We start from the raw sequence: 17041 nt of genomic DNA, 5'->3' as shown, positions 1-17041 counted from the left end.
ACCCGCGACCTCCGCCGTGACAGGGCGGCGCGCTAACCAACTGCGCCACAGGGCCAATGTGAAATTTTTAAGTGGTACTCCCAACGGGATTCGAACCCGTGTTGCCGCCGTGAAAGGGCGGAGTCCTAGGCCTCTAGACGATGGGAGCCCGACTTCAAATATTGCTAAAAGCAAGCACTCGATGTGGGAGATCCACATGCCTTCGCGCACGCTCTCGGCAACGTAGCAAACTATAGAGGATTGTCTGACGAATTCCAAAATCCTACTGCTGAGCTGGCATTTCCCCGGCTCACTTGTAGTCTTAATTCCTGCCCTACTGCTCTGCTTCCTTTTCCGACGTGGAGTGAGGTTTCGATAAGCTCGTCACTATGGCAATCCCAGATTTCATCATTCAGCTTCGCGAAAAGGTCGGCCACGCCCCACTCTGGCTTCCTGGTGTCACGGCAATCGTTATTCGCGACGTTCCTCCGAACGCACCGATTTACCAGCTCCCCGAAGTACTGCTGGTTCGTCGCGCTGACAATGGCGAGTGGACACCAGTTACGGGGATTGTCGACCCCAATGAGCAGCCGCACGACGCCGCCGTGCGCGAGGTAAAGGAAGAGACTGGGTTGGATGTCCAGGTGGAAGCCCTGCTTGGAACTGGTGCCGTCGGTCCTGTTGAATACCCCAACGGCGATGTCAGCTCCTACCTCGATGTCTCCATGCGCTGCAGCGTTATTGGCAACGACACTCCTCATGTCGCCGATGACGAGTCCACGGAGGTCGGCTGGTTCCAGATCTCACAAATGCCACCGATGAAGCCACGTTTCCGACTCATGGTCGCTGACGCAGTAGCGCAGATGAAGCACCCGGGCGGCTACAAACCACGAATGGGCTACCACAAGCGCGAGAAGTAGATTCGCTGCACGTTTCGTCGTAAAGCATCTCTAATACGAGAAAAACCCAGGCGGGCGATGACCGAAATCATCAACCACCTGGGTCTTTCTGTTTGTGCAGTGGGCCCTGCGGGGCTCGAACCCGCGACCTGCGGATTAAAAGTCCGTAGCTCTACCAGCTGAGCTAAAGGCCCGCGCAGCGTCTTAGCATAGCAATTCCAGGTCAGGTTTTAATAATTCGACGCGCTTTATGCTGCTCACCTAGTCAGATAGTTCACACTCTGGAACTTTTTGAGTTCGACATCCGACTGTCTGAGTAGGCAGGAAAACTGCAGGCACACCATGCATACTTCGAAACCCACGAAGTACGTGCATGTATTTTTCTAGTTTTTCAGTCGAGGAAACATGGATGTCGTCGATATATCTCGTTGGCAATTTGGCATAACAACCGTTTACCATTTCATTTTCGTCCCATTGACCATCGGCCTGGCCCCGCTCGTCGCTTTAATGCAGACGCTGTGGGTGACCACAAAGAATGACCTTTGGTATCGCGCCACTCGCTTTTTCGGCACGATTTTTATCATCAACTTCGCCATGGGCGTGGCCACCGGTATTGTGCAGGAATTTCAATTCGGCATGAACTGGTCGGAATACTCCCGCATGATTGGCGATGTCTTCGGCGGACCACTGGCGCTCGAGGGACTCATCGCTTTCTTCCTGGAGTCCACATTCCTCGGACTGTGGATTTTCGGCTGGGGACGCATCCCCGCCTGGGTGCATACGGCATCCATTTGGGTTGTCGCGGTCGCGGTGAACATCTCGGCGTACTTCATCATCGTGGCCAACTCGTTTATGCAGCACCCCGTGGGCGCGGTCTTCAATCCGGAGACCGGGCGCGCGGAGCTCGTTGATCTTGGCGCGCTGTTGACAAACCCCACGGCCATCGCCGCCTTCACCCATGCGGTGGCCAGCTCTTTCCTAACCGCTGCCACGCTGGTTGTCGGCATTAGCGGCTGGTGGATTGTCCACAGTCGTCGCGGCGGTGAGAAGAACAATCTGTTTGAAAAGACCTTCCGCAAAACTATGAAGGTCGGGCTGTGGACCACCGTGATCAGCGCCCTCGGTGTCTTCATCACTGGCGATATCCAGGCCAAGCTCATGTTCGAGCAGCAACCGATGAAGATGGCCTCGGCGGAGTCGCTGTGTCACACGCAGACTGACCCGATGTTCTCGGTGCTGACCGTTGGCACGCACAACAATTGTGATTCGGTCAAGCACCTCATTGAGCTGCCGTGGGTCCTTCCCTTCCTGGCGGAGGGCAAGTTCTCGGGAGTCACCCTCCAGGGCGTTCAGGACCTGCAACAGCAGGCGGAGCAGCTCTTCGGCCCGGGCAATTACTCGCCAAACCTCTTTGTCACCTACTGGTCCTTCCGCGCCATGATTGGCCTCATGCTGGGCTCGCTGGCCATCGCCTTTTTCGCGTGGCTGTTCACACGACATGGACGCGTGCCGACGGGCAAGTGGTCCCGCATCTTCTCTGTTGGCAGTATCCTCGCCATCCCGTTTCCGTTCCTGGCCTCAAGCGCGGGCTGGGTCTTCACTGAGATGGGCCGTCAGCCTTGGATTGTGCATCCGAACCCGGAGAGCTTGGGCGATCCGCGAACAGAGCTCATTCGTATGACTGTGGACATGGGTGTGTCCGACCACGCCCCGGCAACGGTGATTGTCACCCTGGTGGGCTTCACACTTCTCTACCTGGTCTTGTTGGTGGTGTGGGTCTGGCTGATTCGCCGTGCGGTCATCGCTGGTCCTCCGACAGGAGAGATTGATTTCAGCAACACCACCGCCGGCCCTTCGAGCCCGATTGGTACCGAGCTGGGAGCCACGGTCTCCTCACCGGTCAAGACGGCTGAGGCCGTCGAACCCGTGCGCTTCGCACAGTCCCACGCCGATGCCTCCCCTGAGGCCACCGAGTAGAAAGGCGGATAGTCAAACATGTTCGGTGTAGAGCTTCCCGTTTTGTGGTTCGTCTTAATCGCCTTCCTCTTTGCTGGTTACTTCCTTCTCGAGGGCTTCGACTTCGGCGTCGGCATGCTGCTGCCTTTCCTAGGCCGTGATGAGCCGCGTCGTAAAGCAATGCTCGGCACAATCGGTCCGGTGTGGGACGGAAACGAGGTGTGGCTAATCACCGCCGGCGGTGCGCTCTTTGCGGCGTTTCCGGAGTGGTACGCATCGATGTTTTCCGGCTTCTACCTGCCACTATTCCTCATCCTGGTCGCGCTGATTGTCCGCGTGGTGGGCCTGGAGTGGCGTCACAAGGTCAATGAGGAGCGCTGGCGCGTGTGGTGTGACCGCGCAATCATCCTCGGCTCATGGCTGCCTCCGATTCTGTGGGGCGTCGCCGTGGCCAATCTGGTGCGCGGTGTGCCTCTAACTGCAGATAAGACGCTGGATTCGGGCCTCGGCACGCTGGTCGGTCTGCTGAACCCATACGCGCTGATTGGCGGAATCGCTTTCGCTGCGGTATTCGCACTGCACGCTGTGACTTTCCTACGTCTGAAGACCGCTGGCAAACTGCGCGACGAGGTCGGCAAAGCAGCCCGCATCCCAGCACTGACCGCTGTCATCTTCGGTGGCGCGTTCCTGATCTGGACGCAGCTGAGCTTCGGCAAGCCCTGGCTGTGGGCAATCGTGGTCATCGCCGTGGCAGGGCTCACCGTGGCCATCAGCGCAACCGTCAGCGACCGCGATGGCATCGCATTTACCGCCACCGCCATCGCCGTTGTCGCCATCACCGTCACGGTCTTCGGCGCGATGTACCCGTACTTGATGCCGACAACGCTTGCCGACGGCGTTTCTCTCGACATCTGGAATTCCGCTTCCAACCCCTACACGCTGAAAATCATGACCTGGTCTGCACTGGCGATTACCCCACTGGTCATTGCCTACCAAGCGTGGACATACTGGGTATTCCGTAAGCGACTGATGGCGGAGCGCAAGGTGTAGACAACCGGTCCTTTGAATTGGAAGGTGAAATTTAAGATAGTGGCACCTCTCGATCCAAAGCTGTTGAAACTATCGGCTCCCACGTGGCGCTGGATTATTGCCTCCGGTGTTCTCACCGCGGCAAGTGCCGGCGCCACCATCGCGCTGGGGCTGGTCATCGGCAGCATCACGGCCCAAGTTCTCGGTGAGGGCACTCCCAATTGGAGTGTGTTCGCCGCAGTTGCTGCCGTAGCGGTGCTTATCCGCATTGGGTGCTCGTATGCGCTTGCGCGCTTTGGCCAGTCCGCTGGCACGCAAGCCGCCACCGATTTGCGTGGACGCGCCCTGAAGGCGCTGGCCATGCAGGATCCACGCTCGGTCGATACTGCCCATTGGCGCGCGCTGTTAACCGTGGGACTCGACGGCGTGGCCGTCTATGTCGCGGAATTCCTCCCAGCACTGGTCGCCGCAGCACTTGCCACTCCCATGGCGCTGATTGCTGTTGCGTGGCTGGACCTGCCGTCGGCCGTCATCGCTGTCATCACACTGCCGTTGATTCCCCTGTTCATGTGGCTGGTCGGCAAGCTCACCGAGGGCCGTACCGAGCGCCGTCTGGCCGATATCGGCACAGTGCGCGGTCAGATTCTCGACCTGGTCATTGGTCTGCCCACGCTAAAGGCACACAACATGACCGCCGCCCCAAGCGGCGAGATCAAGCGCCTGTCCACAAGGCACCGCAAGTCCTCCATGGAGGTCCTGCGAATCGCGTTTTTGTCCTCCTCAGTGCTGGAATTTCTCACCACACTGTCCATCGCGCTAATCGCGGTCGGCATCGGTTTCCGACTTCTGGGAGGTCACATAACGCTGGCCACCGGGCTCGCAGTGCTCATCATCGCGCCGGAAATCTACGGGCCAGTTCGCAACGTCGGGCAGAAGTTCCACGCCGCGCAAGACGGTGTCGTTGCCGCAGCCGATGTCATTGCGCTGCTGGAAAAGGACACTGCAAGCCACGACGTGGAGGCGGTCGCGATGACGTCGTCAAGCGAAACGACGATTGCGCCGACCGTGCGTTTCAACCATCTCTCTGCGCCCGGCCGCGATGGCGTGCGCCCAAGTAACTTAAGCGCCACCGCGCATCCTGGCACGCTGACTGTGCTGGCCGGGCCGAACGGCGTGGGCAAGACGACGGCGCTGCTGGCCGTGGCGGGCATTGTCCACGAGAATCTGGAGGGGTCGGTGACGGTGCGCATCGGTGAGCGCGCGCTGCGTGGAGAGCCATTGCTACAGCGTATCGCGTGGCTGCCACAACGACCGGTGCTGGACACCGCAGCGGTAGGCGATAATTCGCGCAAGTCGCTGGGGCAACGTCAACGCGAGGCACTGCGACGGGAGCTTGTCGACGATTCCCGCGACCTTGTCCTCCTCGATGAACCGACGGCACACCTGGATGCAGACAGCGCGCAATCGGTCATCACGCTGCTGCGCACTCGCGCCCGGCGCGGAGCCACGGTCATTGCCACCAGCCACGATCCGCTGCTGATTGCCGCAGCCGATGAGGTTGTGGAGGTGCATGCCGTATGACCACCATGCAGGCCCTGCGTCGCCTGGTTAAACCCCGCGAGCTGATATGGCCGGTGCTCGCGGGCACCGTGACGCTGCTATCAGCGCTGAGTTTGACCATTGTTTCAGCGTGGTTGATTACCCGCTCCTGGCAGAAACCTCCGCTGATGGACATCACGCTGGCGGTGACGTCGGTGCGCGCGCTGGGTATTTCCCGGGCTGCGTTCCGCTATATCGACCGGTTGGTGTCGCACGATGTCGCGCTGCGCACCGCTGAGCGCTCGCGGGTGAAGCTGTGGGAGCACTTCGTCTCCGACCGCACGCTGGCAATGCGCGAGCGTGCCGACATTGTCACCTCGCTCGGCAACAACATCGATGCACTTGCCGATGTCGTGGTCCGCTCTGTGATCCCTGCACTGATTGCACTGACGACCTCTGTCATTGCGATTGTGTTCACCGCACTGCTCTCCCCCACCGCAGCGGTCATCTTGGCGGTCGGGTTGTTCATCGCCGGCGTGGCGGCTCCGTATCTCATTTACCGCGCCACCGCTCAGACGAGCTCACGGCGCAACTGTGCTCTGCAATCGCACGCCGGTGCTGTGGAGTCGTTGCTTTCCGACGCTGCGGGCCTTCGCATCCACAATCAACTGGAAGAGGCGCTATCTGCCGCGAGTTCATCCAGTCAGGCGGTGGCTGAAATTGATAACCGCACCGGCCGCGCGACGGCCCGCGCCTCTGCGCTGAGTACGGCCGCGGCTGTACTGACGGCTGTTCTCACTGTGGTCGTGGCCTCCTGGCTGATTACTGGTTCTGGCGTGCTTGGTGTTGGTGTCGCGGCATCGAGTGGTGTTGCGCTGACTCACACACCAGAGTGGCTCACTGTATTGGTACTTGTCCCGCTGGCGGCCTTTGAATCCATTGGCCCACTTCCCGCTGCGGCGCAGACACTGGCGCGGTCGAGGGAGGCACTGTGGGCCTTGGCCGCTGACACAGAGGACACTGGCGATACTGGTGCCATGGCTGAACAATCTGCGGCGCACGCGGCACAGTCGTTGCTGGAAGCACGCCCACAGTTGCAGGTCAGCAACCTAATCGTGGGCTACCCCACTTCTCAGGATCCCGCTTCGCCGAAGCCTACACACCAGGTCTCCGGCGATCACGCATGCCAGGCACCTCAACCATCCGACCTGCCCGAGCAAAACTTCGATATCGACTTTGGCGGGTACCGAGAGATCACGGCGCCGTCGGGAAGCGGCAAGACGACGCTGCTGAAAACCATCGCGGGATTGCTGCCGCCGGTGTCGGGGCGTGTCGCGGTGCGCGATAACTGCGGTGCCGTGCTGTGGCGCAATGAAACGTCACGCGGGCTCACACAGTGCCGCTGGGTTCGTTTTGTCGCCGAGGATGAGCACATCTTTGCCACAACTGTGCGCGACAATATCGCAATCGGAAATCCGCAGGTCAGCGATGCCACCATCTATGAGGTACTCGACGCGGTGGGGCTGCGCAAGTGGGTCGATAACGCGCCCGCTGGCCTGGACACCATCCTGCACAGTGGCGCAGAAAGTCTCTCCGGAGGTCAGCGCCGCCGACTGATCCTCACTCGCGCGCTGGTCAGCACGGCACCGATTCTGCTTCTCGACGAGCCCACCGAGCACATCGACGAACAGTCCAGCGGCATTCTGAAACTGCTGCAGCAGACCACCGATTTACCCGGTGTGCGGGATACCCGGACGGTAATCGTTGTCAGGCATCCCCGCGCCGACCGTTAGTTAGTGCGCGAGCAGATTCGAAAACAGCCAGCTCACGTGACACAATACTGAACGTGTTAGATACCCTGCCGAGTCCACAAAGTGCCGCCAAGCCAGCCGATGCCACGAAATCCCACGTGCACATCGGCCCCTTTGAGCTCGCCTCCCCCGTGGTACTCGCGCCGATGGCCGGAGTCACAAACGTGGCTTTCCGCACCCTGTGCCGTGAGCAGGAACTCCAGCGCACGGGTACGGTTTCCGGCCTCTACGTCTGCGAGATGGTAACCGCACGGGCCCTGGTCGAGCGCAATGAGAAAACCATGCATATGACCACGTTCGCGCCCGAGGAAAACCCGCGCAGCCTGCAGCTCTACACCACCGACCCGAAGTGGACGTATGAGGCTGCCAAGATGATCGCCCAGGAAAACCTCGCCGACCACATCGATATGAACTTCGGCTGCCCCGTGCCAAAGGTCACGCGCAAAGGCGGTGGCTCTGCGCTGCCGTACAAGCGTCGACTCTTCGGCAACATCGTCGCTGCCGCGGTCAAGGGCACTGAGGGCACCGACATTCCGGTCACCGTGAAGTTCCGCGTTGGCATTGATGACGAGCACAAGACGCATCTCGATGCCGGCCGCATCGCCGCTGAGATGGGCGCGCAGGCGGTTGCCCTGCATGCCCGCACGGCAGCACAGCGCTACTCCGGCCATGCCGACTGGTCCGAGATTGCGCGGTTGAAGGAGCACATGGTCGATTCCGGCTTCGACGATATTCCGGTGTTGGGCAACGGCGACATCTTCGCCTCCACCGACGCCCGCAAGATGCTCGATGAAACCGGCTGCGACGGCGTCGTCGTCGGTCGCGGCTGCCTGGGTCGGCCTTGGCTGTTCGCACAGCTTTCTGCGGAGCTGCGTGGCGAGCCCGTGCCGCCTGCCCCAACGTTTGGTGAAGTCGCGGGGATTATCCGTCGTCATGCGGAACTGCTGGTACAGCACGAGGGCGAGCGGAAGGGCTGCCGCGACCTGCGCAAGCACATCGCGTGGTACCTGCGCGGATACCCCGCTGGCGGCGAAATTCGGAAGGCGCTCGCTCGCGTCGATTCACTCGCCGCACTCGATGAGATTCTCGCACCGCTTTACGACGGTCCCAGCGCCTCCGCCCGTCCGGATGATGCCGATGGCGCTCGCGGGCGTCAGGGCTCCCCTGCAAAGGTGGTTTTGCCGGAAGGCTGGTTGGACGATCCTGAGGATGAGACCGTGCCGGAAGGCGCGGAGATTATGCACTCCGGAGGCTAATCCGCTGCAGTTGTGAGGCATTAGCGATTACGGCTGTTAAGCGTATGAGGGTAACCTGGCTAGTTCGGCAAATCAGCGCACACGGATGACTTTGCCTAGTATGAAATTCATGCGCACTGTCTATCGAGAGCAACTGGATAAACTGGCACACAGCCTGATTGTGATGTGTGACCATGTTGGCACCATGCACGCTGAAGCCAATAAGGCACTCTTTGATGCCGACTTGGTAGCTTCCGAGACCGTACTTTCCAAGATTGATCCTCTCGATGACCTCCGACATACCGCTGGTCAGCGGGCTTTTGAGCTGCTTGCTCGCGAAGCACCCGTCGCTGGTGATTTGCGTCAGATTGTCAGTGGCCTCTACATCGTTGAGGATATTTCCCGCATGGGTGCGTTGAGCGTGCACATTGCAAATATTGCTCGTCGTCGCCATCCGAACAAAGCCCTGCCGGAAAAGATTGAGGGTTATTTCCGCGAAATGGCGTCTGTGTCTGAACACATGACGCATGAGATTCGCCAGGTTCTCATTGACTACGACGTCGACCAAGCCCTGGCGCTGGACAAGACCGATGACAGCATCGACGACATCCACCAGCACCTGTTTACGCTGACCAGCTCAGATGAGTGGCCATATGCTCCGCACGAGACGGTGGATGTAACACTGCTGAGCCGCTTCTACGAGCGCTACGCGGACCACGCAGTTGAGGTGGCCGCCCGCATTGTCTACCTGGCCACTGGTTATAAGCGCGCTGAGTACTTAGATCGCCTTGAGGACGAGCGAGACAAAGAGAACTTCGATCGCCGCTTGGAAATGCTGGAGCGCCACCTGCGGATGTAGGTTGTGGCTCAAATCGCAACCGAGAAAGTGACTAGGTTTATGGCAATTGAATGCTGTTTACGGCCAACAAAATGCCATAAACCTAGTCACTAAGGTCACGCGATTGCGGCGTAGTGTTCTGCCTGCGCCCAGGACCGCTTTGATCCCACCCCAAAAAATGTATGCCTGCCGACGGCTCTGTTTAGCTCTCCGCTGCGCGACACCCGTCTGACAAAAGGAGCCGGTCCACACAAAACCGGCTCGGCCGAGCCCCTCTCCCCTCCTAAGAGACAGCGACAAACGATTTCTTGGACATCATGTCCGGAGTAACTGCGAGAACACCCTGATCAGCTCCGTCAACAGGGACAAGAATTACTACATTTCCCGCAATTTCACCGTTTTCATACACCTGAGTCAGGCTGTCGAAATTCTCGGGCCCAACCGCCATAAGCTCAGTGTTATCCATCGTCTTGCCATCCGCAGTCACGTAATTAATACCAACCCAAGCACTCTGCCCCTGAGGGTCGTTGCCCTTGTACTTTGCAGTCACATGGACAAGCCCGTATGAGAAACCTTCAGGCGCAGGATCATTAAAGGTATTTGCATTCATGACTTCATCGTTGGCATTCAAATTAACGCTATCGATGGTAACTGCCCACTGATCGCTTTCGATGGTTGTTCCAATCGGCAGCGGATTTTCACGTGTACTGCCGGCAGCACCAGTATCGGAGGAATCGGTTTTGCTACCATCTGGGTTAGATGCGGTCGTGTCCTGGTTGAAAGCATCATCCACGGCATTTCCAACCGACGAAACGAACACAATGGGTGAGATAACCAGCCCAAGGACAGAAAGAATTAGAGCGGCAATAGCAGGTTTCTTGCTTAGATTTCGCTGAAATAGCCCGACAATTGCCAAAATGAATGCGATAGGCAACGCCACCCAACCGACAATCAGTGCGCCCGGAATACATCCGAGGAGACCAATAATCGCAACGACAAGTGCGATATACCCGACAATTGGTTTTGCTGGTTTTTTCTCAATAGTTATCGGTTGCGTCTGCTGACCAGCTTGAGTGTACTGGTTTTGCGGCTGTGGATTTTGCTGCTCGCCCATGGCTCACTTGCTCCTATATAGATATATTCACCCAGGTCTCCATACAGATTTCTGGGGACACAAAATTGCGTCTTCAAAAGAATACATCAACAGTTAACGGCGATAAAATTCCACTTCAAAACAACGCAAATTGTTACCCCCTATTCATTACATAAAAATCAATTTAGTAACATAAATTGCACGAAAGCCCAGTATCTCACTTCAACAATTGTGAGATACTGGGCTTTCGTCGTTACCTGGAGATTACGCAGGCAATTTTTAGCCGAAGCGACCGGAGATGTAGTCTTCGGTCTCCTTCTTCTCCGGGTTTTCGAAGATAGTCTTGGTCGGGCCGACCTCGACCAGGCGCCCCGGCTTACCGGTGGCCTCGAGGGAGAAGAATGCGGTCTGATCGGACACACGCGCAGCCTGCTGCATGTTGTGGGTCACGATGACGATGGTGAACTCTTCCTTCAGCTCGTGAATCAGGTCCTCGATTGCCAGGGTGGAAATCGGGTCCAGAGCCGAACACGGCTCGTCCATGAGCAGAACTTCTGGCTCAACAGCAATCGCGCGAGCGATGCACAGACGCTGCTGCTGACCACCGGAGAGACCTCCGCCCGGCTTGTCCAGGCGATCCTTGACCTCGTCCCAGAGGTTAGCGCCACGCAGGGACTTCTCAGCAACTTCCTTCAGGTGAGCCTTGTTCTTGACACCGGCCAGCTTCAGACCCGCGACGACATTGTCCTCAATGGACATGGTCGGAAACGGGTTCGGACGCTGGAACACCATGCCGATGGTGTTACGGACAGAAACCGGGTCAATCTTCGGGCCATAGATGTTCTCGCCGTCGAGAAGCACCTCGCCTGTGACGTAGGCACCCGGGATGACCTCGTGCATGCGGTTCAGGGAGCGCAGCACGGTGGACTTACCACAACCGGACGGGCCGATGAATGCGGTGACGGAACGCGGAGGGACGTGCAGGTTGACGTTCTGCACAGCGTGGAAGTCACCGTAGTAGATGTTGACATCGTTAAGATCTAGGCGCTTAGCCATGGTCTTTTAAAAACCTTCCTTGAAATTTCGGACGTTTGGCGCCCAGAATTAACTGCTCTTGACGGAGAACCTGGCGGAGATGACGCGCGCCAAGATATTGATGACAGCAATGATGAGAACCAGCGTCATGGCTGCGCCCCACATCTTGTCGAATGCCGCGCCGGTGTTACCGGCCTTGTACATGTCCAGCATGAACAGCGGCAGTGAGGACTGAGACTGGCCGAACGGGTTGTAAGTGATGATTCGCGAGGTCGCGACCAGAATCAGCATCGGAGCGGACTCACCCATCACACGAGCAACGGCCAGCATGATACCGGTGACAATACCGGACAGTGCGGTCGGCAAAACGATGCGAGAAATGGTCTTCCACTTCGGAACGCCCAGTGCGTAGGAGGCCTCACGCAACTCGTTTGGCACGATGCGCAGCATTTCCTCGGTGTTACGAACAACAATCGGCAGCATCAGCAGGACCAGGGCCAGCGACACGGCGAAACCGGAGCGGCTCATGCCGAACATAACGACCCACATGGAATAGATGAACAGCGAGGCGACAATCGACGGCACACCCGAGAGAATGTCGACCATGAAGGTAGTGACCTTGCCCAGGCGAGAATTACCTGCGTACTCCACCAGGTAGATGGCGACAAAGATACCGAACGGGACGGTCATGATGGTCGTGGCCAGCGCCTGGATGAGGGTACCGACGATAGCGTGCGCGACACCACCGCCCTCACCACCGGCGGTGACACCGCGCTGGGAAGCGGACCACCACTCGCCAGACAGCAGCGACGGAGTACCGCGGGTGATGACCTCGAACAGAACCCACACCAGTGGAATCAGAGCAAGGGCCATGCAGAGGTAGATCAGGACAGTCGAGACGTTGTCCGTGATCTTGCGGGACTGCTTAATCTGGGTGAACGCGGACTCGGTGGTGGGCACCAGGTCGTTAGGGCCGTTAGGCGACGTTTCAGCAGTTGAACTAGTCATTGTACTTCTCGTTCCTTTTCCTACGGCCTTATTACTTCTTCGCAATCAGGCGGGCTGCGGAGTTGACCACGAAGGTCAGCAAGAACAGCACCAGACCCGCCGACATGTAAGCGCCGGCCTTGAGGTTGTCATTGAACTCCGGCGCAGCATTCGCAATTGCGGTTGCGAAGGTGGTACCACCATCAAACAGCGAACCGCGGAAAGCGGAGGACGGAGAGATTACGAGGTAGAGCGCCATGGTTTCACCCAGTGCGCGACCAAGGCCGAGCATCGAACCGGAGATGAAGCCGGAGCGGCCGAACGGCAGGATGGCCAGCTTGACCATTTCCCAGCGGGTTGCTCCGAGTGCCAGAGAAGCCTCGATGTGGCCGGTCGGAGTCTGGACGAAGACCTCACGAGTTGTTGCGGCGATAACCGGCAAAATCATAATTGCCAGCACGATGCCACCGGTGAACAGGTTTCGACCGGTTTCGAATGCCGGCGAGTTCGCATAAGTGGCGAAAATCGGGATGAAGCCGAGAGTGTCAGCCAGCCACTTGTAGAATCCGCCGAGAGCCGGGCCGAGCGCCATGAAGCCCCACAGACCGTAAACAATCGACGGAACTGCAGCGAGTAGGTCGACCAAGTATGCCAGCGGCTTGACCAGACGCTTCGGCGCATAAGCCGTCAGGAAGATTGCAATACCCAACGCGACGGGCATAGCCAGCACCAAGGCCAAGATGGACACGGCGACGGTCACCAGGAACATATTCGGAATACCGAAGTACATAGCGGAAGTGTCCGCCAGGTTCCATCGCTCAGAGTAGGTGAAGAAGTTTGCTTCGTTGCGAGAGATTGCAGGGACTGCGCGCAGGAGCAGGAACACCGCAATTGCGATGATTGAAGCAGTCACCAAAGCCGAAGAGCCCACAGCCAGAATCTTGAAGATTCGGTCACCAGGACGAACAACACCAGCCTTGATTTCGTGCTCTTCCGAGCTCTCCTCGCCGGTGGAGCCCATATGGGGCGCCGGAGACTGCAGCAGGCCGCTGTTTTCTGCGGCTTCCTGCTTTCCGTCGATAGGAGTCGAGGAACTCATGATCTCATTTCCTAAATAGAAGTGCTTTGTGCATTAACGCACATATAGACCGATTGGCTTTTGCACCACTTACGGGTGGTACATGATCAACAGGATGTCGATTTATAAAGCCAACCGGTCTACATCGGGTTTCGCGGCCTGAGAAAACCTACAAGGCCGGCTGTTGCGGTTGCGACGGTGTGTAGATGCCACAAGGCGCATTAAGCACCTGCGACTTCACCGTCACAAACTGCAGATTTACTTGATGGCGTCAACCGCAGCGGACAGCTTGTCCTTGAACTCACCCTGAACTGGGATGTAGCCCAGGTCCTCGAGCTCCTGGCCCTGGCCCTCTTCCAGAACGACCTTCAGGAAGTTCTTGACCAGGTCGCGGGTCTGCTCGTCATAGCCAGCGGAGCAGACAATCTCGTAGGTGGTCAGGACCAGCGGGTAAGCACCTGCTTCATCCATGGAGAACAGAGCGTCGGAATCAACGACCATGTCGTTGCCCTCGGTCTTGAACTTGACGCTGTCCAGAGCCTTACCAACGGTGTCCTTGTTCAGCTCAACCGGGCCGTGACCGAAGTCCATCTTGGAGATGCCCAGGCCCTTGTCCTTTGCGAAGCCAGCCTCGACGTAGGTGATAGCACCGTCGATGTTGGAGACCTCGTTGACAACACCGGAGGAGCCGTTAGCACCCTGGCCAGTAGCAGTCGGGAAGGACTTGGAAGCCTCGTGCTTCCACTGATCCGGAGCAGAAGCGCTCAGGAACTTCATGAAGTTATCGGTGGTGCCGGATTCCTCAGAGCGGTAGACAACCTTGATGTCCTTGTCCGGCAGCTTGGCGTCCTTGTTGACCTCTGCAATCTTCGGGTCATTCCACTTGGTGATCTTGCCGTCGAAGATCTCAGCAACCAGAGCCGGGGTCAGAGTCAGCTCGACGCCCTCCAGATTGTAGGCAACAGCAACCGGGCCGATGACCATCGGCAGGTGCCATGCGTCGTTACCGCCGCAGCGCTCCTTTGCCTCAGCAATCTGGTTCTTACCGTCCTTATCCTCCTTCAGCGGGGAGTCGGAACCAGCGAAAGCAACAGTGCCGGCAATGAACTGAGTCTGACCGGAGCCAGAGCCATTTGCGTTGTAGGACAGGGTCGAACCGGTCTCTTCAAACTTGGTGGCGAACAGGTCCATTGCGCGCTGCTGGGAGGTAGCGCCCTCACCCTGCAGCTCGCCGGTCACGTCGGTGAGACCCTCAACGTTGGAAGCGCTCTCGCCGCCCTCCTCAGAGCAGGCAGCCAGGGTCAGACTTGCGACAGCTGCCAGGCCGATAACGGATGCAGCACGGTTCTTCTTCAGCACAGTAATCCTCCGGTTAATACACAAGAGAGTGAAACAGTTCACGTGGAACCGTCACACTCCGGTCCACTGAGCCGAAAGTAACCAGCGATAGTAACCGGAACCTGTTACGAATATGAACAAATGGTGAACTAGACAAATAATTCTGTGGACATCTCACATTTTGCCTGAAAGAAGGCTATGAAAAGCCCTCTAGAACATTTAATGAGGAATCACCCCCGCTCCCCACTTAAGTAGGGAAAACCCCTTTAATCACCTACGCGCTCCCTTAAAAACCGCCTACGCGCCGTACATAACGTCACGGCGAGCAACCTCAAATCCCACTGAACGGTACGTGCGAATTGCCGCTTCGTTATCACCTTCGACATAGAGAATGACCTTCTCCGCGCCGCACCCTCGCAAGTGAGCAAGGCCAACATTGGTCAGCCATCGCCCCAGACCACGTCCACGCGCCCGTGCACTGAGCCCGATGACATAGACCTCACCAGTCGGCACCTCCTCCTCAGCGTGCCACTTAGTCCAGTGGAAACCACAAATTTCGTCGGCGCTATCGCTCGCAGCAGCCACATCGACGGCAAAGAACACGCCTTCCGGATCAAACCACGCGGTATCCCGCGCCCGATCCAACTGCGGCTGCGACCAACCACCCTGCTCCGGATGCCAATCAAAGGCCTCGTTATTCACGGACAGCCATGCCTTATCGACATCCGCCACACCCCACTTCGCGCGCGCTGCAGTCAAGGTCAGCGCCTCAACATCGTCTCGCTTATCGACGTCGCCCGCGGCCTTTTCCAACGCCGCACCGGAAATGGCCATCTGCAACAGCTCGCGGACGACCTTCCTACCAGTAACTTCTGCCAGTCGGCTGGCGCCTGCGATATCTCCGTGAGCCCACATCGGCAGCCGCTCGCCAACCTCGGCATCGATGTGTGCCAGCAGCCGAGAGCCGATTCCCTGTCGGCGGTGTTCCGGATCGACAACCATCTCGATGGCATCTGGGGCAACTCCGGCCAAGCCCAGGTACTGGCCATCTTGGACAATCGCAAAATGCCGGTGACCGAAGGATTCGTCGTCAAGCCCTCGCACAAAAGCCTCGCCGAACGCCTCTACCCCGTCGGTGTCGGCGGCGCGCTCCAGCAGTGCATGTGCGGCGGATGTGTCCACGTTGAGCAGTTCGGTAACGTCCATAGGCACCACCCTATACATTTCCGCAGGGTGAGTCGCTGGCGATGTCGTGGCGACCAAAACCGATGGGGTACTAATAGAGTGTGTCCATTTCCCAACGACAGAAGAAAATTGGCGGTTCCGTTCTCGCCGTTGCTGCGCTGATTGTCGCCGCCGATATGGGGCTTGCCAGCCACGCGGAGTACAAGCTCTCAGAGCACATCCGCGAGACGGCCAATTTGGAGATGACCCCATATGTCGCCATTGGCGGTAAGGCCTACCTGTCGTCATTTGTCACGGGCAAGTGGAGCTCCGTGAACTCCCGCATCCGCGATGTCGAGGTGCCGGACTTCGGTCTGGTGTCGTACGAATACGGCGCGGCCAATGTGAAAATTCCAGCGTCGTCAGTGCTCAGTGGCGATTTTCCAGAATCCCAAACAAAGCAGTACTTCACCAAGATGTCGCTCGATGGCGTGTCGCTCGGCAACAAGCTGGGGCTGACTGACTTAAGCATTCAGAGTTTGAAGGACTCCTCCCCCGCCGGCGGCTGGGAAACTGAGGCAATGTTTGAAGGCACTCCAAAGGGCTGGAAGAGCAAGGCCACAGTGTCGGCCAAGCTGCGCATTGTCAATCGCGATGTCATCATCACGCCGCTGGACATCATTTCCGCGCCCGCGTCAGCTACCGACACCAAGGCGGGAGACGCCTCCGCGCTTTCCGACGCCGATGCCCAGCACATCCGTGACACATTCAGCCTGACGCTGCGCGACCAGGACATTCCACTGGGGATGCCAGCCACTCGCGTGTACGTCTCAGGCGGCTCGGTCACCATTGAGGGCGAGCAGATTATGTGTACGGTCTCACCTGCAAACTTCATGCCGCCGACATCCAAGAAGGACGCGGAAGCTGCGTCTAAATCCGCAGAACAGCTACCGGAGAAGAACTGCAGGGTGCGGAGCTAGAGCCGTCGTAAAGCGGTGTTCTAACCCAGCTAGCGCAGACCCACGTCTTTCAATCCGGGGTTATGCGTAAAGTATGGGGT

14 protein-coding genes and 2 tRNA genes are annotated in these 17041 nt (G+C 58.2%); 8 read left to right on the top strand and 8 right to left on the bottom strand.

Going from position 1 to position 17041, the window contains the following annotated elements:
* Nucleotides 1-72 precede the first annotated feature (72 nt).
* Nucleotides 73-148 (bottom strand) — tRNA-Glu (locus Q4E11_RS08935).
* Nucleotides 149-368: 220 nt separating this feature from the next.
* Between Q4E11_RS08935 and Q4E11_RS08930 the strand changes: the two genes are divergently transcribed.
* Entirely contained in the window at nucleotides 369-899 is a 531-nt protein-coding gene (locus tag Q4E11_RS08930; RefSeq protein WP_303165279.1) for an NUDIX domain-containing protein, read from the top strand.
* 100 nt (nucleotides 900-999) lie between these two features.
* Here the strand turns inward: Q4E11_RS08930 and Q4E11_RS08925 are convergent.
* Nucleotides 1000-1072, bottom strand: a tRNA-Lys gene (locus Q4E11_RS08925).
* 211 nt (nucleotides 1073-1283) lie between these two features.
* Between Q4E11_RS08925 and Q4E11_RS08920 the strand changes: the two genes are divergently transcribed.
* The 6 genes from Q4E11_RS08920 (at nucleotide 1284) to phoU (ending at nucleotide 9307) form a co-directional block, all read left to right on the top strand.
* Nucleotides 1284-2855, top strand: a complete 1572-nt coding sequence (locus Q4E11_RS08920; protein WP_303165278.1) for a cytochrome ubiquinol oxidase subunit I — start codon at nucleotides 1284-1286, stop codon at nucleotides 2853-2855.
* Between the two features lie 18 nt (nucleotides 2856-2873).
* Nucleotides 2874-3884: a cytochrome d ubiquinol oxidase subunit II gene (gene cydB, locus Q4E11_RS08915; RefSeq protein WP_303165277.1), complete on the top strand. Its 1011-nt coding sequence runs from the start codon at nucleotides 2874-2876 to the stop codon at nucleotides 3882-3884.
* Nucleotides 3885-3923: 39 nt separating this feature from the next.
* Nucleotides 3924-5444 (top strand): ABC transporter ATP-binding protein/permease, encoded by a 1521-nt coding sequence (locus tag Q4E11_RS08910; RefSeq protein ID WP_303165276.1) that lies wholly within the window; start codon nucleotides 3924-3926, stop codon nucleotides 5442-5444.
* Nucleotides 5441-7195 carry a thiol reductant ABC exporter subunit CydC gene (gene cydC, locus Q4E11_RS08905; RefSeq protein ID WP_303165275.1) on the top strand — a complete coding sequence of 585 codons (1755 nt, stop codon included), beginning with the start codon at nucleotides 5441-5443 and terminating at the stop codon, nucleotides 7193-7195. The genes Q4E11_RS08910 and cydC overlap by 4 nt, the downstream gene beginning before the upstream one ends.
* 116 nt (nucleotides 7196-7311) lie before the next feature.
* A complete protein-coding gene (gene dusB, locus Q4E11_RS08900; protein ID WP_303165292.1) occupies nucleotides 7312-8469 on the top strand; it encodes a tRNA dihydrouridine synthase DusB in 1158 nt (385 codons plus the stop codon).
* A 109-nt stretch (nucleotides 8470-8578) separates the two neighbouring features.
* The gene (phoU, locus tag Q4E11_RS08895; protein WP_303165274.1) at nucleotides 8579-9307 is read left to right on the top strand and encodes a phosphate signaling complex protein PhoU; all 729 of its coding nucleotides are present in this window, start codon (nucleotides 8579-8581) and stop codon (nucleotides 9305-9307) included.
* A gap of 262 nt (nucleotides 9308-9569) precedes the next feature.
* Here the strand turns inward: phoU and Q4E11_RS08890 are convergent, their stop codons facing one another.
* The 6 genes from Q4E11_RS08890 to mshD form a co-directional block, all read right to left on the bottom strand.
* On the bottom strand, nucleotides 9570-10400 hold the full coding sequence (locus Q4E11_RS08890) for a hypothetical protein (RefSeq protein WP_303165273.1): 831 nt from the start codon (nucleotides 10398-10400) through the stop codon (nucleotides 9570-9572).
* A 258-nt stretch (nucleotides 10401-10658) separates the two neighbouring features.
* Complete coding sequence (gene pstB, locus Q4E11_RS08885; RefSeq protein WP_303165272.1) at nucleotides 10659-11435, bottom strand: phosphate ABC transporter ATP-binding protein PstB; 777 nt, start codon at nucleotides 11433-11435, stop codon at nucleotides 10659-10661.
* A gap of 48 nt (nucleotides 11436-11483) precedes the next feature.
* Complete coding sequence (pstA, locus tag Q4E11_RS08880; protein ID WP_303165271.1) at nucleotides 11484-12422, bottom strand: phosphate ABC transporter permease PstA; 939 nt, start codon at nucleotides 12420-12422, stop codon at nucleotides 11484-11486.
* Nucleotides 12423-12453: 31 nt separating this feature from the next.
* Nucleotides 12454-13422: a phosphate ABC transporter permease subunit PstC gene (gene pstC / locus Q4E11_RS08875; protein WP_303165291.1), complete on the bottom strand. Its 969-nt coding sequence runs from the start codon at nucleotides 13420-13422 to the stop codon at nucleotides 12454-12456.
* 315 nt (nucleotides 13423-13737) lie between these two features.
* Complete coding sequence (gene pstS, locus Q4E11_RS08870; RefSeq protein WP_303165270.1) at nucleotides 13738-14838, bottom strand: phosphate ABC transporter substrate-binding protein PstS; 1101 nt, start codon at nucleotides 14836-14838, stop codon at nucleotides 13738-13740.
* 276 nt (nucleotides 14839-15114) lie between these two features.
* A complete protein-coding gene (mshD, locus tag Q4E11_RS08865; protein WP_303165269.1) occupies nucleotides 15115-16023 on the bottom strand; it encodes a mycothiol synthase in 909 nt (302 codons plus the stop codon).
* Nucleotides 16024-16103: 80 nt separating this feature from the next.
* On the opposite strand from mshD, the gene Q4E11_RS08860 reads away from it, so the two are divergent.
* A complete protein-coding gene (locus tag Q4E11_RS08860; protein WP_303165268.1) occupies nucleotides 16104-16961 on the top strand; it encodes a DUF2993 domain-containing protein in 858 nt (285 codons plus the stop codon).
* Nucleotides 16962-17041: the final 80 nt, after the last annotated feature.

Origin of the sequence: Corynebacterium sp. (assembly GCF_030532195.1) — a bacterium.
Classification (GTDB): domain Bacteria; phylum Actinomycetota; class Actinomycetes; order Mycobacteriales; family Mycobacteriaceae; genus Corynebacterium.
Note: the sequence above shows the minus strand (reverse complement) of the source record. Positions and strands in the feature narration are given on the sequence as shown.

Coding starts and splice junctions, on each gene's coding strand:
- Q4E11_RS08930 (WP_303165279.1), top strand. CDS start 369: ATGGCAATCCCAGATTTCATCATTCAGCTTCGCGAAAAGGTCGGCCAC.
- Q4E11_RS08920 (WP_303165278.1), top strand. CDS start 1,284: ATGGATGTCGTCGATATATCTCGTTGGCAATTTGGCATAACAACCGTT.
- cydB (WP_303165277.1), top strand. CDS start 2,874: ATGTTCGGTGTAGAGCTTCCCGTTTTGTGGTTCGTCTTAATCGCCTTC.
- cydC (WP_303165275.1), top strand. CDS start 5,441: ATGACCACCATGCAGGCCCTGCGTCGCCTGGTTAAACCCCGCGAGCTG.
- phoU (WP_303165274.1), top strand. CDS start 8,579: ATGCGCACTGTCTATCGAGAGCAACTGGATAAACTGGCACACAGCCTG.
- Q4E11_RS08890 (WP_303165273.1), bottom strand. CDS start 10,400: ATGGGCGAGCAGCAAAATCCACAGCCGCAAAACCAGTACACTCAAGCT.
- pstB (WP_303165272.1), bottom strand. CDS start 11,435: ATGGCTAAGCGCCTAGATCTTAACGATGTCAACATCTACTACGGTGAC.
- pstA (WP_303165271.1), bottom strand. CDS start 12,422: ATGACTAGTTCAACTGCTGAAACGTCGCCTAACGGCCCTAACGACCTG.
- pstC (WP_303165291.1), bottom strand. CDS start 13,422: ATGGGCTCCACCGGCGAGGAGAGCTCGGAAGAGCACGAAATCAAGGCT.
- mshD (WP_303165269.1), bottom strand. CDS start 16,023: ATGGACGTTACCGAACTGCTCAACGTGGACACATCCGCCGCACATGCA.